The organism is Synoicihabitans lomoniglobus (genome assembly GCF_029023725.1).
GTDB classification, from domain to species: domain Bacteria; phylum Verrucomicrobiota; class Verrucomicrobiia; order Opitutales; family Opitutaceae; genus Actomonas; species Actomonas lomonigloba.
The window spans coordinates 79497-104045 of sequence record NZ_CP119075.1; the positions used below are offsets into that span (position 1 = coordinate 79497).

A 24549-nucleotide genomic window follows, 5' to 3' on the forward strand; every position below is an offset into this window, starting at 1 on the left:
AGGATTCGTGCGTTTGTCCTACGCTTCCGCGTAGTTTTCCATGCCGACGCACGAACACACGAGGTTGCGATCGCCGTAGACGTTGTCGACGCGGGCCGTCGTCGGCCAGAATTTGCTGCGGCGCGTCCATTCCGCCGGGAAGGCGGCGACATCGCGCGTGTAAGGATGCACCCACTCGGTGGCTGCGATCATTTGCGCGGTGTGGGGGGCGTTGATCAACGGGTTGTTGGCGGCGTCGGACTCGCCATGCACCACCGCCTGCATCTCGCCATGGATGGAAATCAAGGCATCGCAAAACCGATCCAGCTCAGCGAGCGACTCGCTTTCGGTCGGTTCGATCATGAACGTTCCCGCGACCGGAAAGCTCATCGTGGGCGCGTGAAACCCGTAGTCCATGAGGCGCTTGGCCGCATCCTCGACTTCGAGGCCGTGCGGTTTCCAGGTGCGCAGGTCGATGATGCATTCGTGAGCCACGAGGTTTTGATTGCCGCGATACAGGACCGGGAAAAACGCCTCCAGGCGTTTGGCGACATAGTTGGCGTTGAGGATCGCGAGTTTGGTGGCCTCGGCGAGTCCCTCGGCACCCATCATGCGGATATACATCCACGAAATCACGAGGATGCTGGCCGAGCCATAGGGCGCCGCCGACACCGCGCCGATGGAGCTTTCGTTGCCCCAGTGCGGGTGCCCGGGCAGGTGTGGCTTCAAGTGCGCGGCCACCCCGATCGGGCCCACGCCGGGTCCGCCGCCGCCGTGTGGGATGCAGAACGTCTTGTGCAGGTTGAGGTGGCAGACATCGGCGCCGATGTGGCCGGGGGACGTCAGCCCCACTTGGGCGTTCATGTTGGCGCCGTCCATGTAAACCTGCCCGCCGGCGTCGTGCACGCGCTGACAGATTTCACGTATCGTTGATTCGAATACGCCGTGGGTGGACGGGTAGGTGATCATGAGCGCGCCGAGATTGGCGGCGTGCTGTTCGATTTTCGCATCGAGGTCGGCGAGATCGATGTTGCCCTGATCGTCACACGCAATTGGCACGACAGTCATGCCGCCCATGACGGCGCTGGCGGGGTTGGTGCCGTGGGCGCTGGTGGGGATGAGGCAGATGGTGCGGTGCGGTTCGCCGCGGGCGGCGTGGTAGGCGCGAATGGCGAGCAAGCCGGCGTATTCTCCTTGGGAGCCGGCGTTCGGTTGCATCGAGACGGCGGCGAATCCGGTGATCTCGGCGAGCCACGTTTCCAGATCGCTGATCATGCGGGCGTAGCCGCGGGTTTGCTCGGCGGGCGCGAACGGATGGAGTTGGCCGATCTCGGGCCAGGAAACGGGGAACATCTCACTGGCGGCGTTGAGCTTCATGGTGCACGAGCCGAGGGAGATCATCGAGTGGCACAGCGAGAGGTCCTTGGCCTCGAGTTGCTTGATGTAGCGCAGCAGCTCGTGCTCGGTGTGATGGGCGTTGAAGACCGGGTGCTCGAGAAACGCACTCGTGCGGGCGAATGGCGCGGGCAACGTGACGCGGTCGCGAACGGATTCGGTTTCCGGCACGGTGGCCGATTCATTGAAAAAGCTCAGCAGCGTCTGCACGTCGGCGAGGGTGGTGGTCTCGTCGAGCGAGACGGCCACCGTGTAGTCGTCGACGGTGCGCAGGTTGAACTGCTGGGCCTGGGCGGCGGCGTGCACGCGACGGGCGGCGACACTGCCGACGGTCAGGGTATCGAAGACCGGCGCGGTGTTGACCGTGGCACCGGCTTGGCGCAATCCGGCGGCGAGCAACTCGGTGAGCAATTTGGTGCGGCGGGCAATGCGTTGGAGTCCGGCCGGTCCATGATAAACGGCATACATCGACGCCATGACCGCCAGCAGCACCTGCGCGGTGCAGATGTTGGACGTGGCCTTGTCGCGACGGATGTGTTGCTCCCGGGTGCCGAGGGCGAGACGCATGGCCGGGTTGCCCTGAGCGTCCTTGGAAACGCCCACGAGGCGGCCGGGCATCTGACGTTTGAAGGCGTCCTTGGTGGCGAGGAATCCGGCGTGCGGACCGCCAAAGCCCATGGGCACGCCGAAGCGTTGGGCCGAGCCCACCGCGATGTCGGCTCCGAATTCGCCGGGCGCGCGCAGCAAGGTGAGCGCGAGTAAATCGGTGGCGACGATGGTGTGCGCTTTGACCGCATGGGCAGCGGTGAAAAAGGACTCGAAGTCGATGATGTCCCCCGTGGTGTCGGGGTATTGCACGAGCACGCCGACGGTCTCGGCATCGGGCGCGAAGGTCGTGTGATCGCCGACGGTAACCGACAATCCCAGCGGCTCGGCGCGGGTACGCACGATGTCGATGGTTTGCGGGTGGCATTTTTCCGAAACGAAGAAGGTGGAGCCTTTGCCGCGGCGCAGTCGGTGCGCCATCATCATGGCCTCGGCGGCGGCGGTGCCCTCATCGAGCATCGAAGCGTTGGCGATCTCCAGTCCGGTCAGCTCGGTGACGAGCGTTTGGAAATTGAGCAACGCCTCCAGACGGCCCTGAGAAATCTCGGCTTGGTAAGGCGTGTAAGCGGTATACCAACCCGGATTTTCCAAAATGGTGCGCTGGATCACGGCGGGGGTGGCCGTGCCGTAATAACCCTGGCCGATGAAGCTCCGGAACACCTGGTTTTCGCTGGCGATGGCGCGCAGTTCGGCCAGCGCGGCGGATTCACCCAAGGCGGCCGGCAAGTCGAGCGGACCCCGGCGGATATCACTCGGCACAGCGGCATCGACGAGGGCGTCGAGGGAAGGCAAATCCAAGGCCGCGAGCATGTGCGCCTGGTCGGCGGCATCGGGCCCGTTGTGGCGACGGGCGAAGCTATCGGTAGGAGGAAGAAGGTCGGTGAGCGACGAAACGTCGGTCGCGGAAGCAGGCATAAAAAAGGACGGTAGGCAGGGCCCACCGTCCGGCAAATTCAAAGCAAGGCTCCGAGCGAATTAAGCCGCGAGCGAAGCGGAGCAGCTCCGGCGACGGCGTGAAGCAGCCAAACCGAGCACCGCAAAACCGGCTAAAGTAGCGAAAGAGGAGGGCTCGGGGACCGCGGATAACGATGAAATTGATAGGTTATCGAATGAAATTGTCGCTGCGTTTGCTGCGGTATTGAAAGCAAACTTGAAGTCAGTGAGCGACTGGCTGGCGCTGGTAGCTGTGACCGACGTTAATTCCAAAGTATCGCCAATCCACAAATCATAGGAGTCATTTGCCACAGAAGTCGTCGATGAGTTGGGAGCAGTGTAGTCAAAAGACGAACCAGAATTGTTCACGACCCAAGTAACGGTTTGAGCCCCAATATAGTTGCTTGAAGCTGAACCACCGCCACCAGGTTCAATGGCCCATTGCCCACCAATTTCCGTCCAATTGAACGCGATGCGCGAATGCACTTCGCTATTTGATTCCGCAGTCACCCCAGTTCCAAAGCCCGCACCAACTTGGAGCACTAATTGTGTTCCACTTGTCTGATCGCTGCTGTTCCCAGAAACATTAAACGTGAAACTAAACTGGAGAACGTTGGGGTTCAGACCTATGTCTGTAGTTCTAACAAATCCAGAAGACCCACCTGATCCCGCGACGCTCTTGGTGAAAGTTAGCGTGCCATTGCTGATGGTAGCCACGTTGCTGGCACCTGTGTTTATGTCGTTAAATTGTCCAGCTGACGGACTTTCACTGAAATAGTCCTCGAAGTCGGTGGACGACGTAAAGTCTTGGTTAAACAATACCTGTGCGTGGATTGCCGAAGTAGTCAGACTTACCGTGATTAAACTACGAAAGAGGGGGCGGGAAATCATCATCAGTGATTTTGCTAGTGCGGCTAGTTAGATCAATACACAGGCAGTGTGCATTTGATACGCCAAGCAGGCAAGAAAAGCTGTGTAAACGTTGCGTCACTGGTGGATGATCAGCAGGAGTTTGTCCGATGACCCGTTCCGAGAGAGCCAGTTACGTTTCCGGCCGGTTGGCCGAGCTTTATCCTAAAACACCGATCCCGCTCGATCACTCTGATTCATACACGCTGTTGATTGCAGTGTTGTTGTCGGCGCAGTGCACTGACAAGCGGGTGAATTTGATCACGCCGGCGTTGTTTGCGAGGGCGTCTTCGCCGCAGGCGATGGTGCGGTTGTCGGTGGAAGAGATCAACGGGATCGTCCGGCCGTGCGGGCTGGCTCCGCGCAAGGCGGAGTCGATTTGGAAGCTTTCCCACATCCTTATGACGGAACACGACGGCAAGGTGCCGGCTTCGTTTGAGGCGTTGGAGGCGCTGCCGGGAGTAGGACACAAGACCGCCTCGGTCGTGATGGCGCAGGCGTTTGGCGTGCCGGCGTTTCCGGTGGACACGCACATCCTGCGCTTGGCACAACGATGGAAGCTCTCGCCCCAAGGGGGCACGGTCCAGCGAGTGGAGCGTGACCTGAAAAAACTGTTTCCCGTGGACGAGTGGAATAAGCTCCACCTGCGCATCATCTTTTTTGGTCGCGAATTCTGCTCGGCCCGGGGCTGCGACGGGCACACCTGCGAAATCTGCGCGCAACTGAACGGCCCGGCCAAAACACCCAAACACGTAGCCAAACGGATCAGGTAGGGCGGTTTCGCCGAAACCGCCGAACACGGTTCCTAAGCTTCAGTTTCGGCGCGCTCGGCGAGCACGTCTTAACATCGACGAAATTCCACTGCGAAAACCGACTTGATTTGCGGAGCACGCTTGTTCACGTTGCCCGACCCTCGCATGAGGCTGACCCGAATCGGGCCGGTTGGCGACGGACGCATAGTCTCAGTTGGTTAGAGCGCTTCCTTCACACGGAAGAGGTCACAGGTTCGAGTCCTGTTGCGTCCACCATTTTAGAAACGGGGCTGGGGGTCTCGGGTCTACACCAAAACATGGGGGAAATGTGGAAAATGACCAAATGAGGGTGGTGGGTTAGCCGCACTGAGCAATGACGCGCAGGCGGTCGTTGTGGAAGTCTCTGAAGCCGTAGGCTCGGCGTTGGATGAGTTTCATCTTACGATGGAATCCCTCGGTGATGAAGTTGGCCGCGGGAATGCGTTGCTCCAAGGCCGACAGAGAGCTGAAGGGTTTTGTCCCCGTGGTCGATCGGCGGATGGGTTTTGAGCCGCAGCGAAAACGCCCCAGCACCATTAGGGGCAAGCGAGTGGCGGTCGAATGGAGGTTCGCTCAAAACGTCATAGGGAAGCACACACGTTGACCTGACAACTATGCTTAAACCAGCCAATGGGCGGTGTCCGGCTTTTTTACCCCATGTCGGGGAGTTTTGGGGAAGTCTGGCACGGGATGACGAAGGGCGTGAGAGCGGCGGTGAATCTTTGGCTCAAATGGGGACGGGGCGTCGTGATGCAGCGATGTTTGCCGTAATAGGGCACTCGACGCCCGGCTGATGGGGAGTTGATCCGGGCTCTAAAGGGAATCGGCCCTTCTCATGGCGGCGAGTCTGTGCGATGGTCTTTCGCTTCACTCACAACTCGAGCTAAGGAACAGGAAAAGCACTCATGGCCATAGGAATTTGGATCAGTTTATTTTTATATTTCGGACTGATGATCGCGATCGGCTTTTATGCCGCGAAGAAATCAACCTCCACCTCGGAGGAATACATGTTGGGAGGGAGAAAACTGTCTCCCGCCGTGGCGGCGTTGTCCGCCGGAGCGTCGGACATGTCGGGGTGGCTGTTGCTGGGATTGCCCGGCGCGCTGTTTGCTTCGGGTTTGATCGAGGCGTGGATCGGCATCGGTCTGTTCGTCGGTGCGTTGGTCAACTGGATTGTGGTCGCACCCCGACTGCGCGAACAAACGGAGCGGTATGACAACGCGCTGACCGTGCCGGAGTTTCTGGCCAACCGTTTCCCGTCCAAAGCGATGGCGTTGCGCACCATCTCGGCGGTGATCGTGGTGGTGTTCTTCGTCGTCTACACGGCCTCCGGGTTGGTGGCCGGGGGCAAATTATTTTCCAGCGCGTTTGGAGATTTGATCAATCTGCCGATGGTGAGTGACTACGTCTTCGGCGTGTGGTTCACGCTGGCGATTGTGCTCACCTACACGGTCATTGGGGGATTCCTGGCAGTCAGTCTCACCGATTTTGTGCAGGGCTGCATCATGATGCTCGCGCTCGTCATCATGCCGATCGTCGTGCTCACCACCGGCCAGGGCGACGGGGTGGCGGTGGCCAGCGAACGCCTGCGCACGATCGATCCAAACTTTCTGTCGCTCTTTAGTGGGCTGACCTTTTTCGGTTTCCTGTCCGCGGTGACATGGGGACTCGGTTATTTCGGCCAACCGCATATCATCGTGCGTTTCATGGCGATTCGTTCGGTGGCGGACGTGCCCCGGGCGCGTAATATTGGCATGGGCTGGATGGCGGTTTCGGTGATCGGCGCTGTCGGGCTCGGCATCTTCGGTCGCGCCTATGCTCATCGCAATGGCCTCGTCATCGACGATGCGGAGACGGTCTTCATCGTGCTGGCGGATCTGTTGTTTCATCCGCTGGTGACCGGATTCCTTTACGCCGCTTTGTTGGCCGCGATCATGTCGACGATTTCGAGCCAGTTGCTGGTTTCGTCGTCGTCCTTGACCGAGGATTTCTACCGGTTGTTCATGAATAAAAAAGCCAGCGATACCCAGCTCGTCACGGTGGGGCGGGTGAGCGTGCTGGCGGTGGGAATCGTGGCCGCGCTGATGGCGGGCGACCCCGATGCGGAAGTGTTGGGACTCGTTTCCAATGCCTGGGCGGGTTTCGGAGCGGCGTTTGGTCCGCTCATCATCCTGTCTTTGACCTGGCCCAAAATGTCGGGCGCCGGCGCGGTCGCCGGTATGCTCGTGGGGGCGGTGACGGTGATTATCTGGATCACCATGGGGTGGAACAGTTCCTTTCTCGGAGGTTCGGGAATCTACGAGATTGTCCCGGGGTTTCTCTTTGCCTGGCTGACCATCGTGCTGGTGAGTCGAGCGACGCCGAGCGACGCCGAGTTCCGACCGATGGAGGCAAAATAGCGCGCTGGTTTGTCCCGGTCGCACGACGCCGTGCGACCGAGATCAGCCGACATTCGCTCACCCGATGCTGACGCGCCGCAACGTTCTCGCGATGGCGATCCCGGTGGTGCTGGCGCAGGTGGCGACCGCGACCACGGGATTGGTGGATACGGCGGTGATGGGCCGCTTTGGGGACAAGGCGGACCTCGCGGCCGTAGCGATTGCCTCGGTGGCGTTCAGTTTCATCTATTGGGGATTTGGTTTTCTGCGTATGTCGACGACTGGATTGACCGCGCAGGCCAACGGGCGCGGGGACGCGAAGGAAGTGCGGGCGGTGCTGCAACGCGCGCTGCTGTTGGGCGGAGGCATCGGTCTCGCGATTCTCGCTGTTTCGCCGGTGTTGCGGAGTGTGGTCCTCGCGTGGTTTGCCGGCACGGAGCACGTCGAGTCCTTGGCCAGTGGGTATTTCCATGCCCGGGTTTTTGGTGCACCGGCGTATCTCATGGGCCTCGGGATCACGGGGTGGCTGCTGGGCACGGGACGGACGCGACAGATGTTGGCATTTCAAATTGTGATGAACGGTGTGAATGTCGTTTTGGACACCTGGTTTGTGGTCGGGCTGAAGCTTGGTCCGGCCGGAATCGGCGCGGGCACGGCGATCGCGGAGTGGGCCGCGCTCGGCTTCGGTTTGGTGGTGGTGCGCGGGAGTTTAACGGGCGCGACTCGCTTGTTGGATCCGGCGCGGTTGCGGGCGCTGTTGGCGGCGAATCGTGACATCATGATTCGCACGCTGGCGCTGGTGTTTTGCTTCGGTTGGTTTGTGCGTTCGGGCACGTTGATGGGCACGGCAGCGACGGCGGGCAACGAAGTCCTGCTGCAATTCATCGCGGTGGCGGCTTTTGTTTTGGACGGCTTCGCCTTTGTCGCGGAGAAGGAAGCGGGGGAGGCGTTCGGCGCGAGGGACGGGCGGAGACTGGCGCGGGCGATGCGGCTTACCTCCGAATTTGCGGTGGGAGTGGGCGCACTGTTCACGGTGATCTACGCGGTGTCAGGGGCCTGGGTGATCCAGACGTTTATCGCCGACGAAGAAGCGCGAACCGCCGCGCTCGATTATTTGCCGTGGTGTGCTGCGGTGCCATTGCTGGGCGTCGCGGCGTGGCAACTCGACGGACTCTTTCTCGGCACGACTCAAGGCAAGGCCCTGCGCACGGCGGGGCTCATCACCGCGGTGCTGTATGTCGCGACCGATCTGTTGCTGCGCCCGGCTTTCGGCAACGCCGGAGTATGGGCGGCGTTTCTGTTGATGTATGGCTATCGCACGATTTCGCTGGGCAGCTTCGTGCCGGGACTGTTCGCGCGATTGCGGGTGCCGGAGCGGGACGCGATCTGAATATTACCGATCGCCTGCGGCTATTGCTTTTTGAACAGGCGGACGGGGCCTTGGGCGTTGGCGGTGATCACGCGGTGAACGTGCGATCCGCTCCTGTTTACACCCGTTATTCCTTACGTCAGTTGTGGTCGTCGGGAGGTTCGAAAATCAACGCACGGGAATGGTGAAGTAGGCGTTCATCCCGCCTTTTACTACCGTTGGGGCAAAGCGTTGATCAAAGGTGGCGAAACGACCTTCGTGCTTTACTGCGAGGGCGAGCAAATAAACATCGGTCAGATCCTTGGATGGAGGGAGAACCGGGAATATATTAGTATCGGTCAAAGTCACATCGTCGGGCCAAAATACGTGTCCGGGGGTGCTGATTAGGCTTCGCAACAATACGCGGGCGGAGGCGGGGGAATCGGGACCAAGGTCAGTTCCAGCACGGCCCAGGATGCGAAGGAATCCGTTTTCAGTGAGGGGGCAGGTCGACCATCCATTTGCATGGGTGGCCTTGAAGAAATCAATGGCGGCAGTGTGATGAACATGAGTGCCATCCACCAACGCGATTAGCACATTAACATCCAGAAGCGTAGTCATGGCATGCGCGGCCCGAGCGCACGCCGGGCGTCTTCCTCATCAATTTCTTCCTGAATAGTCCGAATCGCGTCGGAAGTCATTGGTGGATTACCGGGTCGTTTCTTAATGATCAAAAAACCGAGTTCATTGACTTCGAACCGATCAGGGTTCGGATTCTCTGCGTCCGCGACAGGGCGTAGTTCGCGACGCAAGGCGTTTACCACAATAGCTTTGAGCGTGGTTCGGCGACGAATGGCGGTGGTCTTGGCTTCGATCAACAGGTCATCTGGAAGGTCGAGCGTGGTCTTCATATTGGCCAGTAATATGGTAATATGGGCCATGGGCAAGCTTCACGGAAAAGCTTGCGGGCAGGATAGTGACGGTCTCGGCGAGATCGCCTTACCTTTTTTCGAACAGGCGGACGGGGCCTTGGGCGTTGGCGGTGATGACGCGGGGTTGGGTGTGGGTGGCGTCGGCGGGGAGGAGGAGGACGCTGCGGGTGTCGCTGGGAACGATCAGACCACTATGCGCAGGGGAGACCGCCGTGAAGTCGCCGTGGCCATTACCGGTGAAGAGGCGGCCGAGGCTGCCGTCGAAGCGGCCGGTGGAAGGTTCGGGGCTGAAGTCGTTGCCGGCTACGAACAGGTCGGCCATGCCGTCGCCGTCGAGGTCGGCGTGGACGAAGCCGTGGATCGGTGCCATCTGGGCAGCGGTCGGCAGAGGCGAAAATACGAAGGTGCCGTTGGCCTGTTGCAGGTAGACGCCGCTGCGCAATTCGTTGGCTTCGAGTTTCAGGGACGATTCAAGGAGTTCGTTTTCGAATATCTCCTCCACGGAGGCTTCGGCGAACTTCGCAAAGGTGCGGAAACTGCGGCGGAGTTTGGGGAAGGAATAGCTGAGTTTGCTGCGACCGCGCATGGGGTAGAGGCGACCGTCGGTGTCGTATTGGGCTTCGAGCAGATTGAAGCCGCCGGAGCCGTCGAGGTCTCCGGCATAAAGCACGACCGGTTGATCGGCGGTGGCTTGGTAGCGGGTGTTGAGGCCGACGTTACCGGCGAGCAGGTCAGGGCGGCCGTCGCCGTTGACGTCGGCGATGCTCAATGCGCTCCACCAACCGGTGCGATCGGCGAGGCCGAGTGCGGTAGTGGCGTCGGCCAGACCGTGTAGTCCATTGGTGAATACTTTGACCGGTCCCCACTCAGTGGCGACGACGAGGTCGGGGTCGCCATCAGCATCCAGGTCGCTCCAGGCCGCAGCCGTTACCATGCCGGCGGTGCGCAGTCCCGGCGCGAAGTTGTCGGTCACGTCGACGAGACCGGCAGGCGTGTTGCGGTAGAGAAATGAGCGGGGAGCCTTCGGCCATTCACCGGGAATCGAGCGACCACCGACGAAGAGGTCGGTGCGGCCATCGCCGTCGAAATCGGCCGCGGCCACCGCTTTGGTGCTGACGCCGTCGGTGAGTGTGGTGGCGGCGGAAAAACCACCTTGGCCGTCGCCGAAGTAGAGACGGTCGTGGAGCAGGGCGTCGCCCTGCGCGGGTTCCACTCCGCCGGCCGCGATGAAGAGGTCGAGATGGCCGTCTTGATTGGCGTCGAGGAAGAGTGCGCCGGTGTCGTCGGCGGCTTCGGCGGCCCACGGTTGGGATGGTGCGGGGGAGAAACCACCGTCACTTGTGGCGAGGAAAAGCGCGCCGGATTGGCCGCGGGCGCCGGAGACGAATACATCGGTGAGACCGTCGCCGTTAACGTCGGCCGAGGCGAGGGCGGGCGCGGTCTGGCCGAGGCGGCGGGGGAGCAGCCGCTGGCGGGCGAGTTCTTCGAGTGGGTAGGCGTCGCTGGTGTAGTCGAGCCCGCGGGCGGCGGCGCGTTCGGTGAAGCGTGCGTTGGCGAGATCAGCGTGAAGGCGGGCGGTCGGTCGATCGGCTTCGTCGGTCGGTTGGGAGATCACGAGCAAACGATCGACGGGTGGGTTGTCGAAGTCGGAGGTATTGCCATCGGGCCAACGGACGGAGAGGCGGGTGATGGAGTCGGTGTCACCGAGACCGAAAATGATGGTGCCGAGTTCGGAGGCGACGACGCCGCGCTCGCCGAAGACCTGGCGGATCTGTTGGCCGGCGGCGGATTCCAGCGTGATTTCCGTGCCGATGGCGTTGCGGTTGGGGGCGAGGCCTTGGAGTTTGATGACCACGCGGTGGCCGCTGGTGGTGTCGTTGCGCACGACGGAGGGCGGGCCTTCGAGGTTGGCGTAGACGAGGTCGAGGTCGCCGTCGTTATCGAGGTCGGCGATGGCGCAGCCAAAGGACACGCCGTCGTGGGCGAGTCCCCATTCGGTGGATACGTTGGTGAAACCGAGATCGCCGTCGTTGCGGAAGGCGAGGTTGGGCTCGGTGCGCGGGGCGGCGTCGCGCCAGACCCGGGCGCGGGCGTTGAGGTTGGGCGCGACGTTCTGTTTGTCGACGAGATCGGCGTCGACGAAGTTGCGCAGCATGCCGTTGGTGTAGAAGACGTCGGTGCGGCCGTCGTTGTCGAGGTCGGCCATGCGGGCGGCCCAGGTCCAGCCGGTGGCGTTCATACCGGTGAGGTGAGCGACTTCCTCGTAGCGGTCGGTGCCGGTGCCGAGGTAGACGGCGTTCCACATGTATTGGGGGATGAGTTCGGCGACGCGCTCCATTTCCCAGAGGCCGCGACCCATCTCTTCCATGCCGGTCATGAAGCCGGCGCGGGTTTGGTCGCGCATGTCGGCGACAAGGAAATCGATCTCACCGTCGTTGTTGAGGTCGCCGGCATCGGCGCCCATGGAGAAGTAGGTGACGTGGGGCAGGCGTTCGTCGACGACGTCGGTGAAGGTGCCGTCGCCGTTGTTGAGATAAAACCGGTCGGGGGTCTCGAAGTCATTGGCCACGTAGATGTCGGGCCAGCCGTCGCGGTTGGCATCGAACCAGATGGCGGTGTGGCCCTGGGATTTGCCCCAGATGCCGGCGTCGGTGGCGACGTTGGTGAAGGTGCCGTCGCCGTTGTTGCGCATGAGGTAGTCGGGGCGGCCGGTGGGACTCATGGCAAAGTCGAGGATGTTGGTCGCGATGTAGGCATCGAGATCACCGTCGCCATCGTAGTCGGCGAAGGAGGCGTGCACGGAAGCGTCGTGGATATTCAGCCCGTAGGCTTCGCCCTGTTCGGTGAAGGTGCCGTCGCCGTTGTTGATGAAAAGGAGGTTGGGGGCGTCGAGACGGCAGAGGTAGATGTCGGGCGCGCCGTCTTGATTGATGTCGACGGCGGCGGCGCCGGTTTGGCCGGCGGGATCGTCGGCGACCGCGACGCCGGCGGGCACGGCGACGTCGTAGAAGCGACCGAGAATGGCCTGGCGGTAGAGCGCGTTGGGACCGTTTTTGGAGACGGCGTAGATGTCGGGCATGCCGTCGAGATCGAAGTCGGCGACGGCGATGCCGGTTTCGAGCGCGCCGAGAGTGTATTCGCGGAAGCGGTCGCCCCACATGCGGGGATCGTTGTAGAGGTTGGGCACGTTCACGCCGGTCTCATCAGAGGAGAGAGTGGTGAAGGGCGTGGCTCCCTCGGGGGCGGCTTGGCGGTTCGCGAGCGGATAATCACGGAGTTCTGCCGTCGCCGTGAGCGACGTGAGCGTGAGCGCGAAAAGTAGAGAGGCGGATGATTTCATGGGGTAAAGGAGGGGACAGTTTCTTTCTCTTTCCTCTTTCTCCGATGGCGTGAAATGCCGCCAAAAGTGGACGTGGAGTGGAGGCTGAAAAAGGAGCGGTGATTAATCCGGTCGGCGGGGAGAACGAGAAAGATAAAGAATAAGGAGAACGATTAGGGGCGTGTCCGGGAAAGCAGCAGGGCCAGCGCGAGCGGCACGCCGTAGCTGCCGAACCGTTCGATGAACTCCCAGAAGGGACTGCCGGCGAACGGCCAGAGGATTTCGGTGCCGAGTTTCCAGGCGCAGACGAAAAAGAGCAGGTGGGCGGAAGGACGCAGGAGCACGGCGGCGGCGAGGGCGAATTCGAAGAGGCCGACCGCGACCAACGCGGAGCCATTGGCGCTGGGCAGGATGACTTGGTAAAGTCCCAGAAACGCGGGTTTGGCGTCGAAGAGATTGCAGCCGGCATGACCGATGAGAAGCGTGGCGGTGGCAAGGCGCAGCACCATGGCGGTCGTAGCGATATTCTCACTACGCGGCTGGAGTGTGGTCCACCACCGGCCCCGCCAGCCCGCGAGGGCGAGCAGGGCGAGAGGTGCACCGAAATTGCCGGCGCGTTCGAAGAGCTCCCACACGGATTCCCCGCTGAGCGGGCGTAGGGACGCGGTCCATACCGCCCAAACCACGCACCACATGGCCAGGGCTCGCAGCGGCAAAAACAGCATGGTGATGCCCATGAGAATATCCATCGTGCCCACCCAGGGCATGAGTTGCCACGCGATCGGCTCGGGAATGGCGGCGACGCCAAAATACGGCAGCCATCCGGCCTTGGTGATGACGCCGAAGGCCCCGTGACCGATGAAGCAGCCTGCAGTCGCGATCCGCAGCACCCAAGCCAGTGTCGTCGGCAACGTGCGGACGGTGGCACCGGGGGAGGGCGCAGCGGTGGCGAACATATCGTCAGGATACAATGAACCGGTCGAGTTCACGCGGCGGTTATTCGCGCGGTCGCAGGAACCCGTCGAAAATGTAGTCGGCCAAATCCATGCCGACTTTCTGGGCGATAATATTGTCCTGCATCACATGGATGCCGCCCCAGACGCGGCTCATGCCGACTTCCCAACGCGCTTCGGAGATCGTGTCGAAGTGCCGGACGACGCCGGGCAGACCGTCGGACGTGACCGTGAACGAGATGTCGTCGGTATCGAAGAAGCGTTCGATGATGCGGGACGCGGCGGCGGAAAACGTGCTGTGGCCGGAAGGGTAGGACGGGAAGGCGGGCGACGCCATGTTGGGAATGAAATCCGGCGCGAGTTCGATGTGTGGATTGTATTCGGGGGTGGTTTCGCGCAGGGCGGTTTCGGGGCGCCAGGTGCTGTAGAAGAACTTGGCCTCCCAGCACGACACGCCGGCGTCGGCTCCGGCGAGATTGATCAACGCGAACAAGCGGGCGCACTCCTCGGTGGAGAGGTTGCGGTCACGCGCGATATCCTGGGCGATGACGTTCCAATGGCCGGGAGGGGTGGCGGTGCCGAGATCGTCGGACCAGAAGGGCGTGCTGAGTGTTTCGTATTCGGAGCGCTCGGCGCCGTCGCGGGCACCGACCTTGGCGACGAAGGCGGCTTCCTCGGCGTAGGCTTTGGACTCAGGGCTGTTGGGCGGCGGGGCCCGAAAATGGTCCTGCGACTTCATGGTGAACGGGCGGACGCGTCCCCAGAAAGGCAATACGGGGGGACGGAAACCGGGAGGCGTTTCACGCCATTTGCCGGGCTCTTGCGAGGTGTATTGGCCGGGCATGGGTTTGTTCCAGCCGCTGTCGGCGCGGTCGGCGATGACGACGCGAGCCACCTTTTCGCCCCACGCGAGACCGGCCACCTTGGCGGAACCTTCGGGGATGGCGGCGAGGGCTTCGTCGTAGGCTTTCTTCAGCACGCGAGGATTGGTGACATTGGACCAGTATTCCTTGAGCACAGTGTAAGCGGCCCCGGCGACGGCGGCGTCGACATCGGCTCCGGCGGGCGCGGCTTCCTTGACCAACCAAGGCTCGTAGGTGCCGGTGATGCCGTTGACCGCATCAAAAATGGCGACGTGATAGGTGCCGTAGTGGAGACCGGCGAGCGGCGGTGGATTGCGCGAGAGGCGCGTCGCCGAGACGACTTGCTCGTTCCAATAGATAACAGAGTTGGCGGCCAGGGACGCGCTCAGGAAGCAGGTCAGTAGCGCGAGACGAAGGAAGGGACGCATTATGGGAAGGGGTTGCGGGACGGGGAAAGGGGAGGCACGCGACGCGGGCAGCGTCCAAGCCCGGGGTAGGGGAACTCGGTTCAAAACAGCGGGCAACGGCACCGGTTCGAGACGGCAGGGACGAGTTGCCGCGAGGTGGGGGCGAATTGCCGGGTGTCGTGCGGTTTGATGTTTGCGGCGATTGGCGCATAGTCGGTTCTCCTGCCATGCCGATCGCCTTCGACAACACCTACGCCCGACTCCCTGAACGATTTTTTGCGCGGACGGCGCCTGCGGTCGTGCCTGCGCCGCAGTTGATCCGACTGAATCACGCGTTGGCGGACCAACTGGGGCTGAGTTCCGACTGGTTGGCCTCGCCCGAAGGGATTGCCATGTTGGCCGGCAATGCGATGCCGCCGGGAGCCGAGCCGCTTGCGCAGGCCTACGCGGGGCATCAGTTTGGCAACTTCGTGCCACAGCTCGGGGACGGCCGCGCCATTTTGCTCGGTGAAGTCGTCGGCCGTGATGGCGCCCGCCGCGATATCCAACTCAAGGGCGCGGGGCGCACGCCGTTTTCGCGAGGCGGTGATGGTAAGGCGGCGTTGGGGCCGGTGTTGCGCGAATATATCGTGAGTGAAGCCATGACCGCGCTGGGCGTGCCCAGCACGCGGGCGTTGGCGGCGGTCAGCACGGGCGAAACCGTGCAACGGGAAACGCCGCTCCCGGGCGCGGTGTTCACGCGGGTGGCCGCCAGCCACATTCGCGTGGGCACGTTCCAATATTTTGCGGTGCGCGAAGATGTGGACGCCTTGCGGGAGTTGGTTGATACGGTCATCAGTCGGCTCTACCCGGAGGCGGCCGAAGCGGATCTGCCGACGGTGAAATTGCTGCAAATGATCATCGGCGCGCAGGCTGATCTGATAGCGTCGTGGCTGCATCTCGGGTTCATCCACGGAGTGATGAACACGGACAACATGGCGGTCTCGGGCGAGACCATCGACTATGGACCGTGTGCGTTCATGGATACCTTTCATCCCGAGTGCGTGTTTAGTGCGATCGATCGGCGGGGGCGCTATGCCTGGGGTAACCAACCGGCGATCGGCCAATGGAACCTGACGTGCTTGGCGGAAGCGTTACTGCCGCTGATTCACGAAAACGAGGATACGGCGAAGGTGTGGGCCGAGTCGGCGCTCGCGCAATTTTCCGACCGTTTCCACGACCGGTTTCATGCGGGCTTTTGCGCGAAACTCGGTTTGCCGGATGAGGACGGAGGCGATGACGGCGTGGCCTTCATCGGGGCGACATTGGCGAAACTCAAGGAACAGGAAATCGATTTTACGCTCTTTTTTCGCCAACTCACGCGGGTGGCAGCGGGCGACAGCCCGGACGAGTTGATCGCTCTTTTCAAGGAGACGGCGACGGCGAAAGCGTGGCTCGATGATTGGCGACGCGTGGCGGAACCGGAGACAAAACTGGCCGGCATGCGCGCGGCCAATCCGATACTCATTCCGCGCAACCACCGGGTGGAAGAGGCGATCCGTCAGGCGCAAACCGGGGACTACGCTCCTTTCAACCGTTTGGTCGACGCGTTGGCCGCACCTTTTGAGGAACGCCCGGAATACGCCGACTTGGAGAAAGCTCCCTTACCCGAGGAACGCGTCACCCAAACCTTCTGCGGCACGTAGGCCGGTCAGTCGGCAGGTTTTTATAACCACAGATGGACACAGATGGCTTCACTACCGTTACGCACTGAAACCGTTCTATTTTAAAATACAGCAGGCTGAATTTCCGACCATCCGTGTTTATCGGTGTCCATCTGTGGTTAAAAAACAGCGTGCTGATGGTCGTCGGATCTGAGTTCATGGGAGCTTGAAACCAGAATCTGAGACCCCTTCGAAGCCGCCCGTTTATGGGCCGTGGGCACCGCGCCCGTTTCGGGAAGATCGCGTCAAGTTGATCGATCTCGAAGAGCTCAAGTCGTGGATCATTCACGAAGACGACGATTTGTTGGTCGTGAACAAATCCGGCGAAGTCGTGTGCCATCCGTCGAAGTTTGGTCCGACGTCGAGTTTGGTGGGGGCCGCCCGGGAATACACCGGCCTGCCCACGATGCACCTGGTGTTCCGGCTGGATCGCGAGACGAGCGGCGTCGTGGTGCTCGCGAAAAACGCGGCCATGGCGAGTCGACTGCAGACCGCGATGATGACGCGCAAAGTGGGCAAACGTTACCTCACGATTCTGACCGGAGAACTCACGGGTGATGTCACCGTCGACCAGCCCCTTGGTCGCGAGTATGACAGCCCGGTCCATGTGAAGGACTGCGTGCGTGCGGACGGCAAAGCGGCGGTGTCGCACTTCAAGCCGCTGTTAACGCAGAACGGCTTCACGCTGGCGGAAGTGGATCTCGCCACGGGTCGTAAGCACCAGATCCGGGCTCACGCGCAATGGCTCGGGCACACGGTGGTCGGCGATAAAATCTACGGTCCGGATCCGCGCTTGTTCCTCAAATTCATCGACGACGGCTGGACGCCGGAGTTGGAGGCCAAGCTCCTCCTCGCGCGCCAGGCGTTGCACTGCGCCGAGATCGACCTGCGCCCGACGGGTCTCGATTGGGTCTTTCGCGCGCCCTGGCCGGAAGATCTGGCGGTGTTCATGCAAACGCACATGCCGTCGGCCAACCTTCCGTCGTAGCTGGACCGGTGACCGCGTGGCGGATGGGAACGTCGGTGTGCTTGTCGTCGTTTTCTTTCATCAGCTTTCAGATTGCGGTCATCGGGCGAGTTCAGAGGGTGACGTATGCATGCGTTGAACGAAGGTTTGTTGTGGCTGGATGGTTTGTTGGGCGGAGCGGGCTGGTTCCCGTATGTGCTCCTCGGCACAGGTTTGTTTTTTACCATCTATCTCGGATTCCCGCAGGTCCGATTCTTTGGTCGGGCGTTGCGGATCGTGCGGGGCAAGGAGGACAAGCATCTCATGCCGGGCGAGACTTCGCACTTTCAGGCGCTCACAACGGCGCTGTCAGGCACGGTGGGCACGGGCAACATCGGCGGCGTGGCGTTTGCCATCTTCCTCGGCGGACCAGCGGCGCTGTTCTGGATGTGGGCGACGGCCTTTCTCGGCATGACGACGAAGTTCGTCGAGGTGACGTTGTCGCATAAATACCGGCAGCAAGCATCTGACGGCAGCATGGCGGGTGGTCCCATGTATTTCATGCGCTACGGGCTGAACATGAAGTGGCTCGCCGCGGCTTTCGCGGTCGCCACGGTGATCAGTTCCTTCGGCACCGGCAACCTGCCACAAATCAACAACATCGCGTCGGCCATGGAGTCGGCGTTTGGTATCCGTCCCATGATTACGGGCGGCGTTCTGGCGGTATTGTTGGCGTTGGTGATTCTAGGCGGCATCAAACGCATTGCGGCGTTCACGTCGAAGGTGGTGCCGCTGATGGCAGTGCTTTACTTGATTGGTGCGCTGGGGGTTTTGGCCATGCACCCGGACCGTTTGATTCCGTCGTTTTTGGCCGTGTTTGAAAACGCGTTTACGGGCAGCGCGGCCATGGGCGGGTTTTTGGGCGCGAGTTTCGCTTTCGCCTTCAATCGCGGCGTGAATCGCGGACTGTTTTCGAACGAGGCCGGGCAAGGATCGGCGCCGATCGCGCATGCTTCGGCCCGGGCCAACGAGCCGGTATCCGAAGGCATGGTGGCGATTTTGGAACCGTTCATTGATACCATCGTGATCTGCACCTTGACCGGCATCGTCATTCTCTCGTCGGGGGTGTGGACCGAGAAGTTTGAGAACAAATTTGAATCGGCGGACCTCCGCATCGTGGCGGGGGCATGGAGCGATCAAAACGAGTCCGACCGGGCCAGTTTGGGGGCGTTTCTCGGTGGTGATAACGCCGGGGCCGTGAAGCCCTACACGGGCGAACTCCTGGTGGCGGACGGAGGCCTGGTGGTGGACACGGCCACCGTGTTGCATGCCCGTTCGGTCGCTGAAGACGTCCACTGGACAGATGCGAATGGCGAACCGTTTTCTGGTGCGGTGATGGTGTCGGACGGGCGCTTGGATGATTTGTCGATCGGTCTGCACGGCCGGTCGTTGCTGCACTCGGCGGCGCTTACGTCGGAAGCTTTTTCGCGCGGATATTTTGGTGAGGCCGGGCGCACGATTGTCGCGATCGGGTTGCTGTTGTTCGCGTTCTCGACGGCGATTGCGTGGAGCTACTACGGCGACCGTGCCATGGTCTATCTCTTCGGCACGGGTTCGGTGCGTTACTACCGGATCGTTTACGTGCTCGGTTTCTTTTGGGCGTCGTTTTCCGACACCCGGCTGGTGTGGAATCTCGCGGCGGTGGCGATCGTCATCATGACCTTGCCCAATTTGTTGGGAATTTTGCTGCTCCGCAAAGACATGAAGCAGTCACTGCGCGACTACATTGCCAACGAGGTGAAGAAGTAGGGCGTGCTTGATCGCAGGTAGGTAGGGCGTGCTCGCCGAGCGCGCTGTTGCGGTGGGTGGGAGACGGACGCTGTTTTCCGGTTGGCGTGTGCGGCGGTATTGGCAAAACCGCCCTACCTTAGGATCTGAGGCCGGTATGCGGAGGACGGGCCTTGCCGGAGGGACGACTTCCACGTCGTCCGCCGTTGCCTCTTGGGCACGAGAATGGGCGGGAATCGATCGCTCCATCAGAAGTATCGCCCCAATTATTCACAAAAACACATCCTGCCCCAAGTTCCCGTCTCACGCGGCTATGGGCGCACGCAACGTTCCGTATTCCGTTGCGATTATTTTGCGCCTTTTGGTGGGCAATCTCACCATCCGCCGGTTGGTCCTATTCGCGGAGGGATAGACGCTCGGAAAGCGTTCGGTCGAGGTGCGCTCCTGCGGTCGCAAGAGCCTCCGGCAAGGTTGTGCCGGGTGGGGTGATGGCCGTGAGTTCGCAGCCTGTGGGGGCCTGCTCCAGGGAAACCGCGCCGGCGAAAATCCAGACGGGTTTGTGCTGCTCGACGGCGCGGAGCGCCAACGCCCCCGGGCCTTTGCCTTCGAGCGAGCTGTCGTCGAATCGGCCTTCCCCGGTGATCACGAGATCGGCCTGGTCGAGTTTGGCGGCGATATCCAACCACTCTTCCACCAGATCGAAACCGGGCACCAAGCGGGCGTTGGCCGCGGTCAAAAATCCGTATGCGATGCCGCCGGCGGCTCCCGCACCGGGCGTGGACTCCAGATCCGGTTGACCCACCGCCTGGCCGACAAGTTGCGCGATACGGGCGGTTTCGGACTCGAGTCGGGCAAGGTCTTCGGCGCGCAATCCCTTTTGCGGACCGAACACCGCCGCGGCTCCGCGTTCGCCGAGCAGCGGATTCGAGACATCGCAGGCAATACGGATCGCCGGCAGGGGGGCGGTGCCGGGAATGAGTTTGGTCAACTCGGACCAACCAGCCGGACAGATGCGTTCGATGTCGGAGCCATCGGCGCGTTCCGCTCGCCAGCCCAAGGCAGTCAAGGCACCGAGACCCACATCGTGGGTGGCACTGCCGCCGACGCCGAGGAGGACGGCATCGGCGCCGGCGGCGAGGGCGTCGCAGATCAGCTGACCGGTGCCGCGCGTGTCGGTGTGCCAAGGGTCGCGCTCCGCCGCCGTGAGGGACTGCAGCCCGCTGGCGGCTGCCATCTCAATGACCGCCAGACGCGTCGCCGGACCGAGGGCAAGTCGGGCTCGGGCGGCGGCGGGCAGACGCGTCGGATCGACCAGGCCGTAACCCGCCTGTGTCGGCGCACCGCGCGGACCCAGCACCTCGATCTCGCGCCATTCACCGTCGACGGCAGCGGTGAGAATGGAGGCGAAACCTTCGCCGCCATCGGCCAACGGGCAGGCGTCGACGGACCACGTGGGGCGTTGGCGGGCAATGGCATGGCCCGCGATGGCGCAGGCGTCGGGAGCCGTGAGGGCGTCTTTAAATTTATCGAAAGCCACAAGCACGCGCATGGGTCGACGCTGTCAGCAGGCCGCTTGCCAGCGCGAGCCACAAGTCCGCTTTCCGCTCTGATGATCCTGCTCGTTTGTCACCTAATAGGTGACAAACGAGCGGGCCGAGCCGGGGTTTGGATGGGGGCGAGGGAAAAGCTCGCGGGGGCTGGGCGAGGGTGGGCAGGCTGCGGGCATGATATGCCGGTGTCAGCCTGGGTTTGAAATGTTGCTGGAGCGTGAGCTCACGTTTGCGGGAGCGCGGGCGGTCGAGCAGGGCGGAGGCTGGATGCGGTTCGAAGGCGCGACCCTGCCGGAGGAGCCGAATCTCTGTTTTGCCCACACCGTCATGCACGCGCCCACCAAGGTGAGCGGCGATTCGGTTAATCAACTCGCGGGCGGCATCCTGGACTATCTGTTGGCGGCGTTGCAGGACGAACGGGTCGAGGGGGCCTGGCCCTGCGTGTTTGCGACCGCGGGCGGACTCGATGGGCTGGGGCGGCGGGCTTCGGCGGTGGAGAAAGCGTTTCGGGAAAAACTTAAAAAACGGCTCGGGCGGGTGGCTCGTCTGGCGTCGCCGGAGATGCCGGCGGGCGTGGGGGCGGTGCGCGGGCTGATGGTATTGTTCACCGATTTCGGCGAGATATGGTTGGCGCGCGAGCTCACGCGGGGAGGTCAGCGTCGCATGGCGGATGATCCGGACGCCCCTTCGCGTAGTTACCTCAAAGTCGAGGAAGCGTATGGCGTGCTGGGATACGAGCCGATCGAGGATGACACGGTGGTCGATCTCGGGGCGGCACCGGGCGGTTGGAGTTACAGTGCGGCCAAGCGGGGCGCGCAGGTTATTGCGATCGACAACGGACCGATGAAAGGCGGGGCGCTCGACCATCCCTTGATCGACCACCGGCGCGAGGATGCCTTCGGGTATCGGCCGCCGGAGGGACGGGTGATGGACTGGATGTTTTGCGATCTGGTGGAGGATCCGCACCACGTGGCGCGCAATCTGATCGCGCCGTGGCTGGTGAATGGTTGGTGCCGGCGCTTTGTGGTGATGCTGAAGTTTGGTCGCGTCGATGCGGTGGCACTGCTGCGCGAAATGACGGCGCCGGATTCCGTGTTCGTCACGGCCACGACATCGTTGCGAGTGCGGCATCTGAATCACGATCGGGAAGAATTTACTTTGGTTGGCGAGGTTCGCGTCGAAGACTAGTCGGTTCAGCGAAAGACGATAACCATGAAGACGATCAATTTATGCGGCCTGGCCGCGGTATCCGCGCGTTGGCGCCAGAATCCCGATTCCATCGAGCGGCTCTTTTTCGACTACGACACCGGCCGCAAAGTCGGCGACATGACCAAGGCCATGGCGCGGATGCGCAAAGTCTACCGGTGCGTCGAAAACGAGGAGCTGGAGAAGGTGGCGGGCAGTATTCACCACGGCGGAATCATCGCGGTGGTAAACGCACCCGAATTGGTGGGGCCGACGCGCAGTGATCCGCGGGCGTGGGCGGCAGCCAGGGCTCCGATTGTGATCCTCGACCGCATCGGCAACGCCCACAATCTCGGCGCCATCGTGCGCACGGCCGCGTTTTACGGGGTGAAGCATATCATTATTCCGGATACGCCGGAGGCGGCCCGACCCAATGATGCCGCTTATCGCGTGGCCGAGGGGGGATTTGAGAGCGTGCAGGTGTGGTTGCCCTATAACATGGTGCCGCTGGTCGAGGACCTGGCGGCGGCGGGTTACGAAGTCGTCGCTGCGTCGACCCGCGACGGTCACGGACGCACCGACGACATCAAGCCGGGGCGGCCGATTGCGATCGTATTGGGCAATGAAGAACGCGGGGTGAGTGATGAGCTCGCCCGGGTGTGCACGCGCCGGGTGACGCTGCCCGGAACGGGCAACGTGGAATCGCTGAACGTGTCGGTGGCCGGTGCGATCCTGATGGATCGGTTGCTGGCGCGCTGAGGCGAGACGCCGCAGCTACGCGGTGGTCTCGGGCGCGAGGCGGATGTCGACGAGCAGGTCGGTGGCGATCTTTTCGAGGTCGTCGCCGATGGCGTCGAGATCGGCGGCGGAGGGGACGAGAATGGTGGCGCTGGCTTTGAACAAAATGCCGCCGCCCTGGGGCGCGGCCGTGCGTTCGCTTTCGAGTTCCTCGACGTTGAGGCCGTGTTTGGCAAACACGCCGGTGATCTCGCGCAGCAATCCGGGGCGGTCCTGACCCACGAGCTCGACCAAGGCGAGGGAGCCGTCGGCAAGAGCGGACGCACCGTTGTCGGTTTGCACGGTGATTTGCAGGCCGGACTCGGTGTGATGCTGGAGCGCGTCGATGAGGGCGGCCGCCGCGGCTTCCTCGACCTCGACCTGCACCAGACCGGCGAATTGACCGCCGAGATGGCACAGGCGACTTTCGAGCCAATTGCCACCTTGGTCGGCGACGGTGCGGGCGAGGGAATCAACGAGGCCGGTGCGATCGGGGCCGATCACGGTCATGACGAGGGTTTTTAACATGATGGGATTAAGTCGAATCGCGAGAGCCGGGACAAGGGAAGGCTCAAAGATCGTCGGGGGCGTTCCAATTGCGAAACACCGTGGCATCGGCGCATTCCACGAGGTGGAAATGCGGGGCGAGCGCGGGCGCTTGCAGCAGGCGTTGCAGGCCGAGTTGTTGGGCGTGGAGGGCGTGACGCAGCGGATCGATCGCGATGCGCGGGTAGATCGCCACCAAGGGTTCGATGCCGTGAGGGCTGCGAGCGATGGCGCCGGTGGTCGCGGTGCAGGCCCCCCGTAGGCGTTGGAGGGTGGCGGCGTCGAGAAACGGGAGGTCGACGGCGATGACCAGCAGATGGGCGGTCGTCGCCTGGGCAAACGTGCCCACGATGCCGCCCAATGGACCGGCGGTGCCATCGTCGTCGATGCGCGGGGGCGGGGCCGTGAGTGTCGGCAGGGTTTGGTCGTGACGCGCCGATACGAAGCACTCGACCGGTTCGAGTGAAGCGAGCAGTCCGAGTTGATGTTGCAGGAGGGATTGGCCGTCGCGGGGGTGCCGCAGAGCGGCTTTGTCGGTGCCCATGCGGCGGGAATGTCCCCCGGCCAAGACCACGGCGGAGAAGTCGATCGGAGCAGTGGACATACGCGCTCAGAGCTTCAGGCCCAGCACGCCGTCGATCACGAGTTGCACCCCGATGCACAACAGCAGGAAACCCATGATCTTGGTGAGAGCGTTGGCCCCGATGACGCCGAGACGTTTCATGATGGCGTCGGATTCCCGGAGTATGAGCCAGCAGGCGGTGCCGACGAGGGTGATGCCAGCGATCACCACCCCATGGGGCGTGACTCCCTGCGTGCTGACGCGCGTGCTCAGCGACATGGCGGCGGCAATGGCGCCGGGCCCGGCCAACAGCGGCATGGCGAGCGGCGAAAAAGCGATGTCCGTTTTGGCGGTGGCTTCCGCGTGTTCGTTGGACGGGTGCGTATGCTCCGGCTTGGGATTGAGCTGGGCGAACGCGTAGCGGCTGATGATCAGTCCGCCGGCGATGCGAATGCCGGGCAGACTGATGCCGAAGAAGTTTACGATGGCCGTGCCTGCCACGAAAAACACCACCAGGATCGCGACCATGTAGATGGCACCGCGACGAGCGAAGGACCGGCGCTCGTCGGGCGTGTTGTCCTTGGTCAGTGACTGAAAAATGGCGGCGTTGCCGAACGGGTTGGCGATCGGAAACAGGGCGGCTAGTGTCGCGACAAATAGATCGAGGTGAGCGGACATC

General features: G+C 62.3%; 19 protein-coding genes, 1 tRNA gene and 1 pseudogene. 9 read left to right on the forward strand and 12 right to left on the reverse strand.

What is annotated here, in order from left to right; genetic code table 11:
• Positions 1-18: 18 nt before the first annotated feature.
• Positions 19-2895, reverse strand: coding sequence for an aminomethyl-transferring glycine dehydrogenase (gene gcvP / locus PXH66_RS00330; RefSeq protein WP_330929241.1), 2877 nt, complete (start codon positions 2893-2895; stop codon positions 19-21).
• A 60-nt stretch (positions 2896-2955) separates the two neighbouring features.
• Complete coding sequence (locus PXH66_RS00335; protein ID WP_330929242.1) at positions 2956-3807, reverse strand: PEP-CTERM sorting domain-containing protein; 852 nt, start codon at positions 3805-3807, stop codon at positions 2956-2958.
• A gap of 125 nt (positions 3808-3932) precedes the next feature.
• On the opposite strand from PXH66_RS00335, the gene PXH66_RS00340 reads away from it, so the two are divergent.
• Positions 3933-4595, forward strand: coding sequence for an endonuclease III domain-containing protein (locus PXH66_RS00340; RefSeq protein WP_345781730.1), 663 nt, complete (start codon positions 3933-3935; stop codon positions 4593-4595).
• A gap of 177 nt (positions 4596-4772) precedes the next feature.
• Positions 4773-4850 (forward strand) — tRNA-Val (locus PXH66_RS00345).
• 81 nt (positions 4851-4931) lie between these two features.
• Here PXH66_RS00345 and PXH66_RS00350 read toward each other — a convergent pair.
• A pseudogene (locus PXH66_RS00350) lies at positions 4932-5042 on the reverse strand (transposase); the annotation flags it as partial.
• 476 nt (positions 5043-5518) lie between these two features.
• Between PXH66_RS00350 and putP the strand changes: the two are divergent.
• Entirely contained in the window at positions 5519-7012 is a 1494-nt protein-coding gene (putP, locus tag PXH66_RS00355; protein ID WP_330929244.1) for a sodium/proline symporter PutP, read from the forward strand.
• A 64-nt stretch (positions 7013-7076) separates the two neighbouring features.
• Entirely contained in the window at positions 7077-8381 is a 1305-nt protein-coding gene (locus PXH66_RS00360) for an MATE family efflux transporter (protein ID WP_330929245.1), read from the forward strand.
• A gap of 147 nt (positions 8382-8528) precedes the next feature.
• On the opposite strand, the gene PXH66_RS00365 is transcribed toward PXH66_RS00360, so the two are convergent.
• The 5 genes from PXH66_RS00365 to PXH66_RS00385 all read right to left on the reverse strand — a co-directional run bounded on the left by PXH66_RS00365 (position 8529) and on the right by PXH66_RS00385 (position 14834).
• Positions 8529-8960, reverse strand: coding sequence for a TA system VapC family ribonuclease toxin (locus PXH66_RS00365; RefSeq protein ID WP_330929246.1), 432 nt, complete (start codon positions 8958-8960; stop codon positions 8529-8531).
• Positions 8957-9280: a hypothetical protein gene (locus PXH66_RS00370; protein WP_330929247.1), complete on the reverse strand. Its 324-nt coding sequence runs from the start codon at positions 9278-9280 to the stop codon at positions 8957-8959. Before PXH66_RS00370 ends, PXH66_RS00365 begins: the two co-directional genes overlap by 4 nt.
• 58 nt (positions 9281-9338) lie before the next feature.
• Complete coding sequence (locus tag PXH66_RS00375) at positions 9339-12611, reverse strand: VCBS repeat-containing protein (protein ID WP_330929248.1); 3273 nt, start codon at positions 12609-12611, stop codon at positions 9339-9341.
• A 152-nt stretch (positions 12612-12763) separates the two neighbouring features.
• Positions 12764-13546 (reverse strand): hypothetical protein, encoded by a 783-nt coding sequence (locus PXH66_RS00380; protein WP_330929249.1) that lies wholly within the window; start codon positions 13544-13546, stop codon positions 12764-12766.
• Between the two features lie 40 nt (positions 13547-13586).
• The gene (locus PXH66_RS00385; protein WP_330929250.1) at positions 13587-14834 is read right to left on the reverse strand and encodes a vanadium-dependent haloperoxidase; all 1248 of its coding nucleotides are present in this window, start codon (positions 14832-14834) and stop codon (positions 13587-13589) included.
• A 206-nt stretch (positions 14835-15040) separates the two neighbouring features.
• Between PXH66_RS00385 and PXH66_RS00390 the strand changes: the two genes are divergently transcribed.
• From PXH66_RS00390 to PXH66_RS00400, 3 genes are all read left to right on the forward strand, one after another.
• On the forward strand, positions 15041-16498 hold the full coding sequence (locus PXH66_RS00390) for a protein adenylyltransferase SelO (RefSeq protein ID WP_330929251.1): 1458 nt from the start codon (positions 15041-15043) through the stop codon (positions 16496-16498).
• A gap of 184 nt (positions 16499-16682) precedes the next feature.
• On the forward strand, positions 16683-17504 hold the full coding sequence (locus PXH66_RS00395; protein WP_330929252.1) for an RluA family pseudouridine synthase: 822 nt from the start codon (positions 16683-16685) through the stop codon (positions 17502-17504).
• A gap of 105 nt (positions 17505-17609) precedes the next feature.
• Positions 17610-19271 carry an alanine/glycine:cation symporter family protein gene (locus PXH66_RS00400; protein WP_330929253.1) on the forward strand — a complete coding sequence of 554 codons (1662 nt, stop codon included), beginning with the start codon at positions 17610-17612 and terminating at the stop codon, positions 19269-19271.
• Between the two features lie 373 nt (positions 19272-19644).
• On the opposite strand, the gene PXH66_RS00405 is transcribed toward PXH66_RS00400, so the two are convergent.
• On the reverse strand, positions 19645-20799 hold the full coding sequence (locus tag PXH66_RS00405) for a glycerate kinase (RefSeq protein ID WP_330929254.1): 1155 nt from the start codon (positions 20797-20799) through the stop codon (positions 19645-19647).
• Positions 20800-21004: 205 nt separating this feature from the next.
• Here PXH66_RS00405 and PXH66_RS00410 point away from each other — a divergent pair, with 205 nt between their 5' ends.
• The gene (locus PXH66_RS00410; RefSeq protein ID WP_330929255.1) at positions 21005-21988 is read left to right on the forward strand and encodes an SAM-dependent methyltransferase; all 984 of its coding nucleotides are present in this window, start codon (positions 21005-21007) and stop codon (positions 21986-21988) included.
• 24 nt (positions 21989-22012) lie between these two features.
• Positions 22013-22744 carry a TrmH family RNA methyltransferase gene (locus PXH66_RS00415; protein ID WP_330929256.1) on the forward strand — a complete coding sequence of 244 codons (732 nt, stop codon included), beginning with the start codon at positions 22013-22015 and terminating at the stop codon, positions 22742-22744.
• Positions 22745-22759: 15 nt separating this feature from the next.
• Here PXH66_RS00415 and PXH66_RS00420 read toward each other — a convergent pair whose 3' ends face one another.
• Genes PXH66_RS00420 through PXH66_RS00430 form a run of 3 tightly spaced genes read right to left on the reverse strand, consistent with a single transcriptional unit; the run spans position 22760 to position 24548 of the window.
• Complete coding sequence (locus PXH66_RS00420; RefSeq protein WP_330929257.1) at positions 22760-23290, reverse strand: glycine cleavage system transcriptional repressor; 531 nt, start codon at positions 23288-23290, stop codon at positions 22760-22762.
• Positions 23291-23333: 43 nt separating this feature from the next.
• Entirely contained in the window at positions 23334-23912 is a 579-nt protein-coding gene (locus tag PXH66_RS00425; protein ID WP_330929258.1) for a molybdenum cofactor guanylyltransferase, read from the reverse strand.
• Between the two features lie 6 nt (positions 23913-23918).
• Positions 23919-24548 carry a MarC family NAAT transporter gene (locus tag PXH66_RS00430; RefSeq protein ID WP_330929259.1) on the reverse strand — a complete coding sequence of 210 codons (630 nt, stop codon included), beginning with the start codon at positions 24546-24548 and terminating at the stop codon, positions 23919-23921.
• Position 24549: the final 1 nt, after the last annotated feature.

Excerpts from the sequence above, each read along its gene's own strand:
- gcvP (WP_330929241.1), bottom strand. The coding sequence starts at position 2,895 with ATGCCTGCTTCCGCGACCGACGTTTCGTCGCTCACCGACCTTCTTCCT.
- PXH66_RS00335 (WP_330929242.1), bottom strand. The coding sequence starts at position 3,807 with ATGATGATTTCCCGCCCCCTCTTTCGTAGTTTAATCACGGTAAGTCTG.
- PXH66_RS00340 (WP_345781730.1), top strand. The coding sequence starts at position 3,933 with ATGACCCGTTCCGAGAGAGCCAGTTACGTTTCCGGCCGGTTGGCCGAG.
- putP (WP_330929244.1), top strand. The coding sequence starts at position 5,519 with ATGGCCATAGGAATTTGGATCAGTTTATTTTTATATTTCGGACTGATG.
- PXH66_RS00360 (WP_330929245.1), top strand. The coding sequence starts at position 7,077 with ATGCTGACGCGCCGCAACGTTCTCGCGATGGCGATCCCGGTGGTGCTG.
- PXH66_RS00365 (WP_330929246.1), bottom strand. The coding sequence starts at position 8,960 with ATGACTACGCTTCTGGATGTTAATGTGCTAATCGCGTTGGTGGATGGC.
- PXH66_RS00370 (WP_330929247.1), bottom strand. The coding sequence starts at position 9,280 with ATGGCCCATATTACCATATTACTGGCCAATATGAAGACCACGCTCGAC.
- PXH66_RS00375 (WP_330929248.1), bottom strand. The coding sequence starts at position 12,611 with ATGAAATCATCCGCCTCTCTACTTTTCGCGCTCACGCTCACGTCGCTC.
- PXH66_RS00380 (WP_330929249.1), bottom strand. The coding sequence starts at position 13,546 with ATGTTCGCCACCGCTGCGCCCTCCCCCGGTGCCACCGTCCGCACGTTG.
- PXH66_RS00385 (WP_330929250.1), bottom strand. The coding sequence starts at position 14,834 with ATGCGTCCCTTCCTTCGTCTCGCGCTACTGACCTGCTTCCTGAGCGCG.
- PXH66_RS00390 (WP_330929251.1), top strand. The coding sequence starts at position 15,041 with ATGCCGATCGCCTTCGACAACACCTACGCCCGACTCCCTGAACGATTT.
- PXH66_RS00400 (WP_330929253.1), top strand. The coding sequence starts at position 17,610 with ATGCATGCGTTGAACGAAGGTTTGTTGTGGCTGGATGGTTTGTTGGGC.
- PXH66_RS00405 (WP_330929254.1), bottom strand. The coding sequence starts at position 20,799 with ATGCGCGTGCTTGTGGCTTTCGATAAATTTAAAGACGCCCTCACGGCT.
- PXH66_RS00410 (WP_330929255.1), top strand. The coding sequence starts at position 21,005 with ATGTTGCTGGAGCGTGAGCTCACGTTTGCGGGAGCGCGGGCGGTCGAG.
- PXH66_RS00415 (WP_330929256.1), top strand. The coding sequence starts at position 22,013 with ATGAAGACGATCAATTTATGCGGCCTGGCCGCGGTATCCGCGCGTTGG.
- PXH66_RS00420 (WP_330929257.1), bottom strand. The coding sequence starts at position 23,290 with ATGTTAAAAACCCTCGTCATGACCGTGATCGGCCCCGATCGCACCGGC.
- PXH66_RS00425 (WP_330929258.1), bottom strand. The coding sequence starts at position 23,912 with ATGTCCACTGCTCCGATCGACTTCTCCGCCGTGGTCTTGGCCGGGGGA.
- PXH66_RS00430 (WP_330929259.1), bottom strand. The coding sequence starts at position 24,548 with ATGTCCGCTCACCTCGATCTATTTGTCGCGACACTAGCCGCCCTGTTT.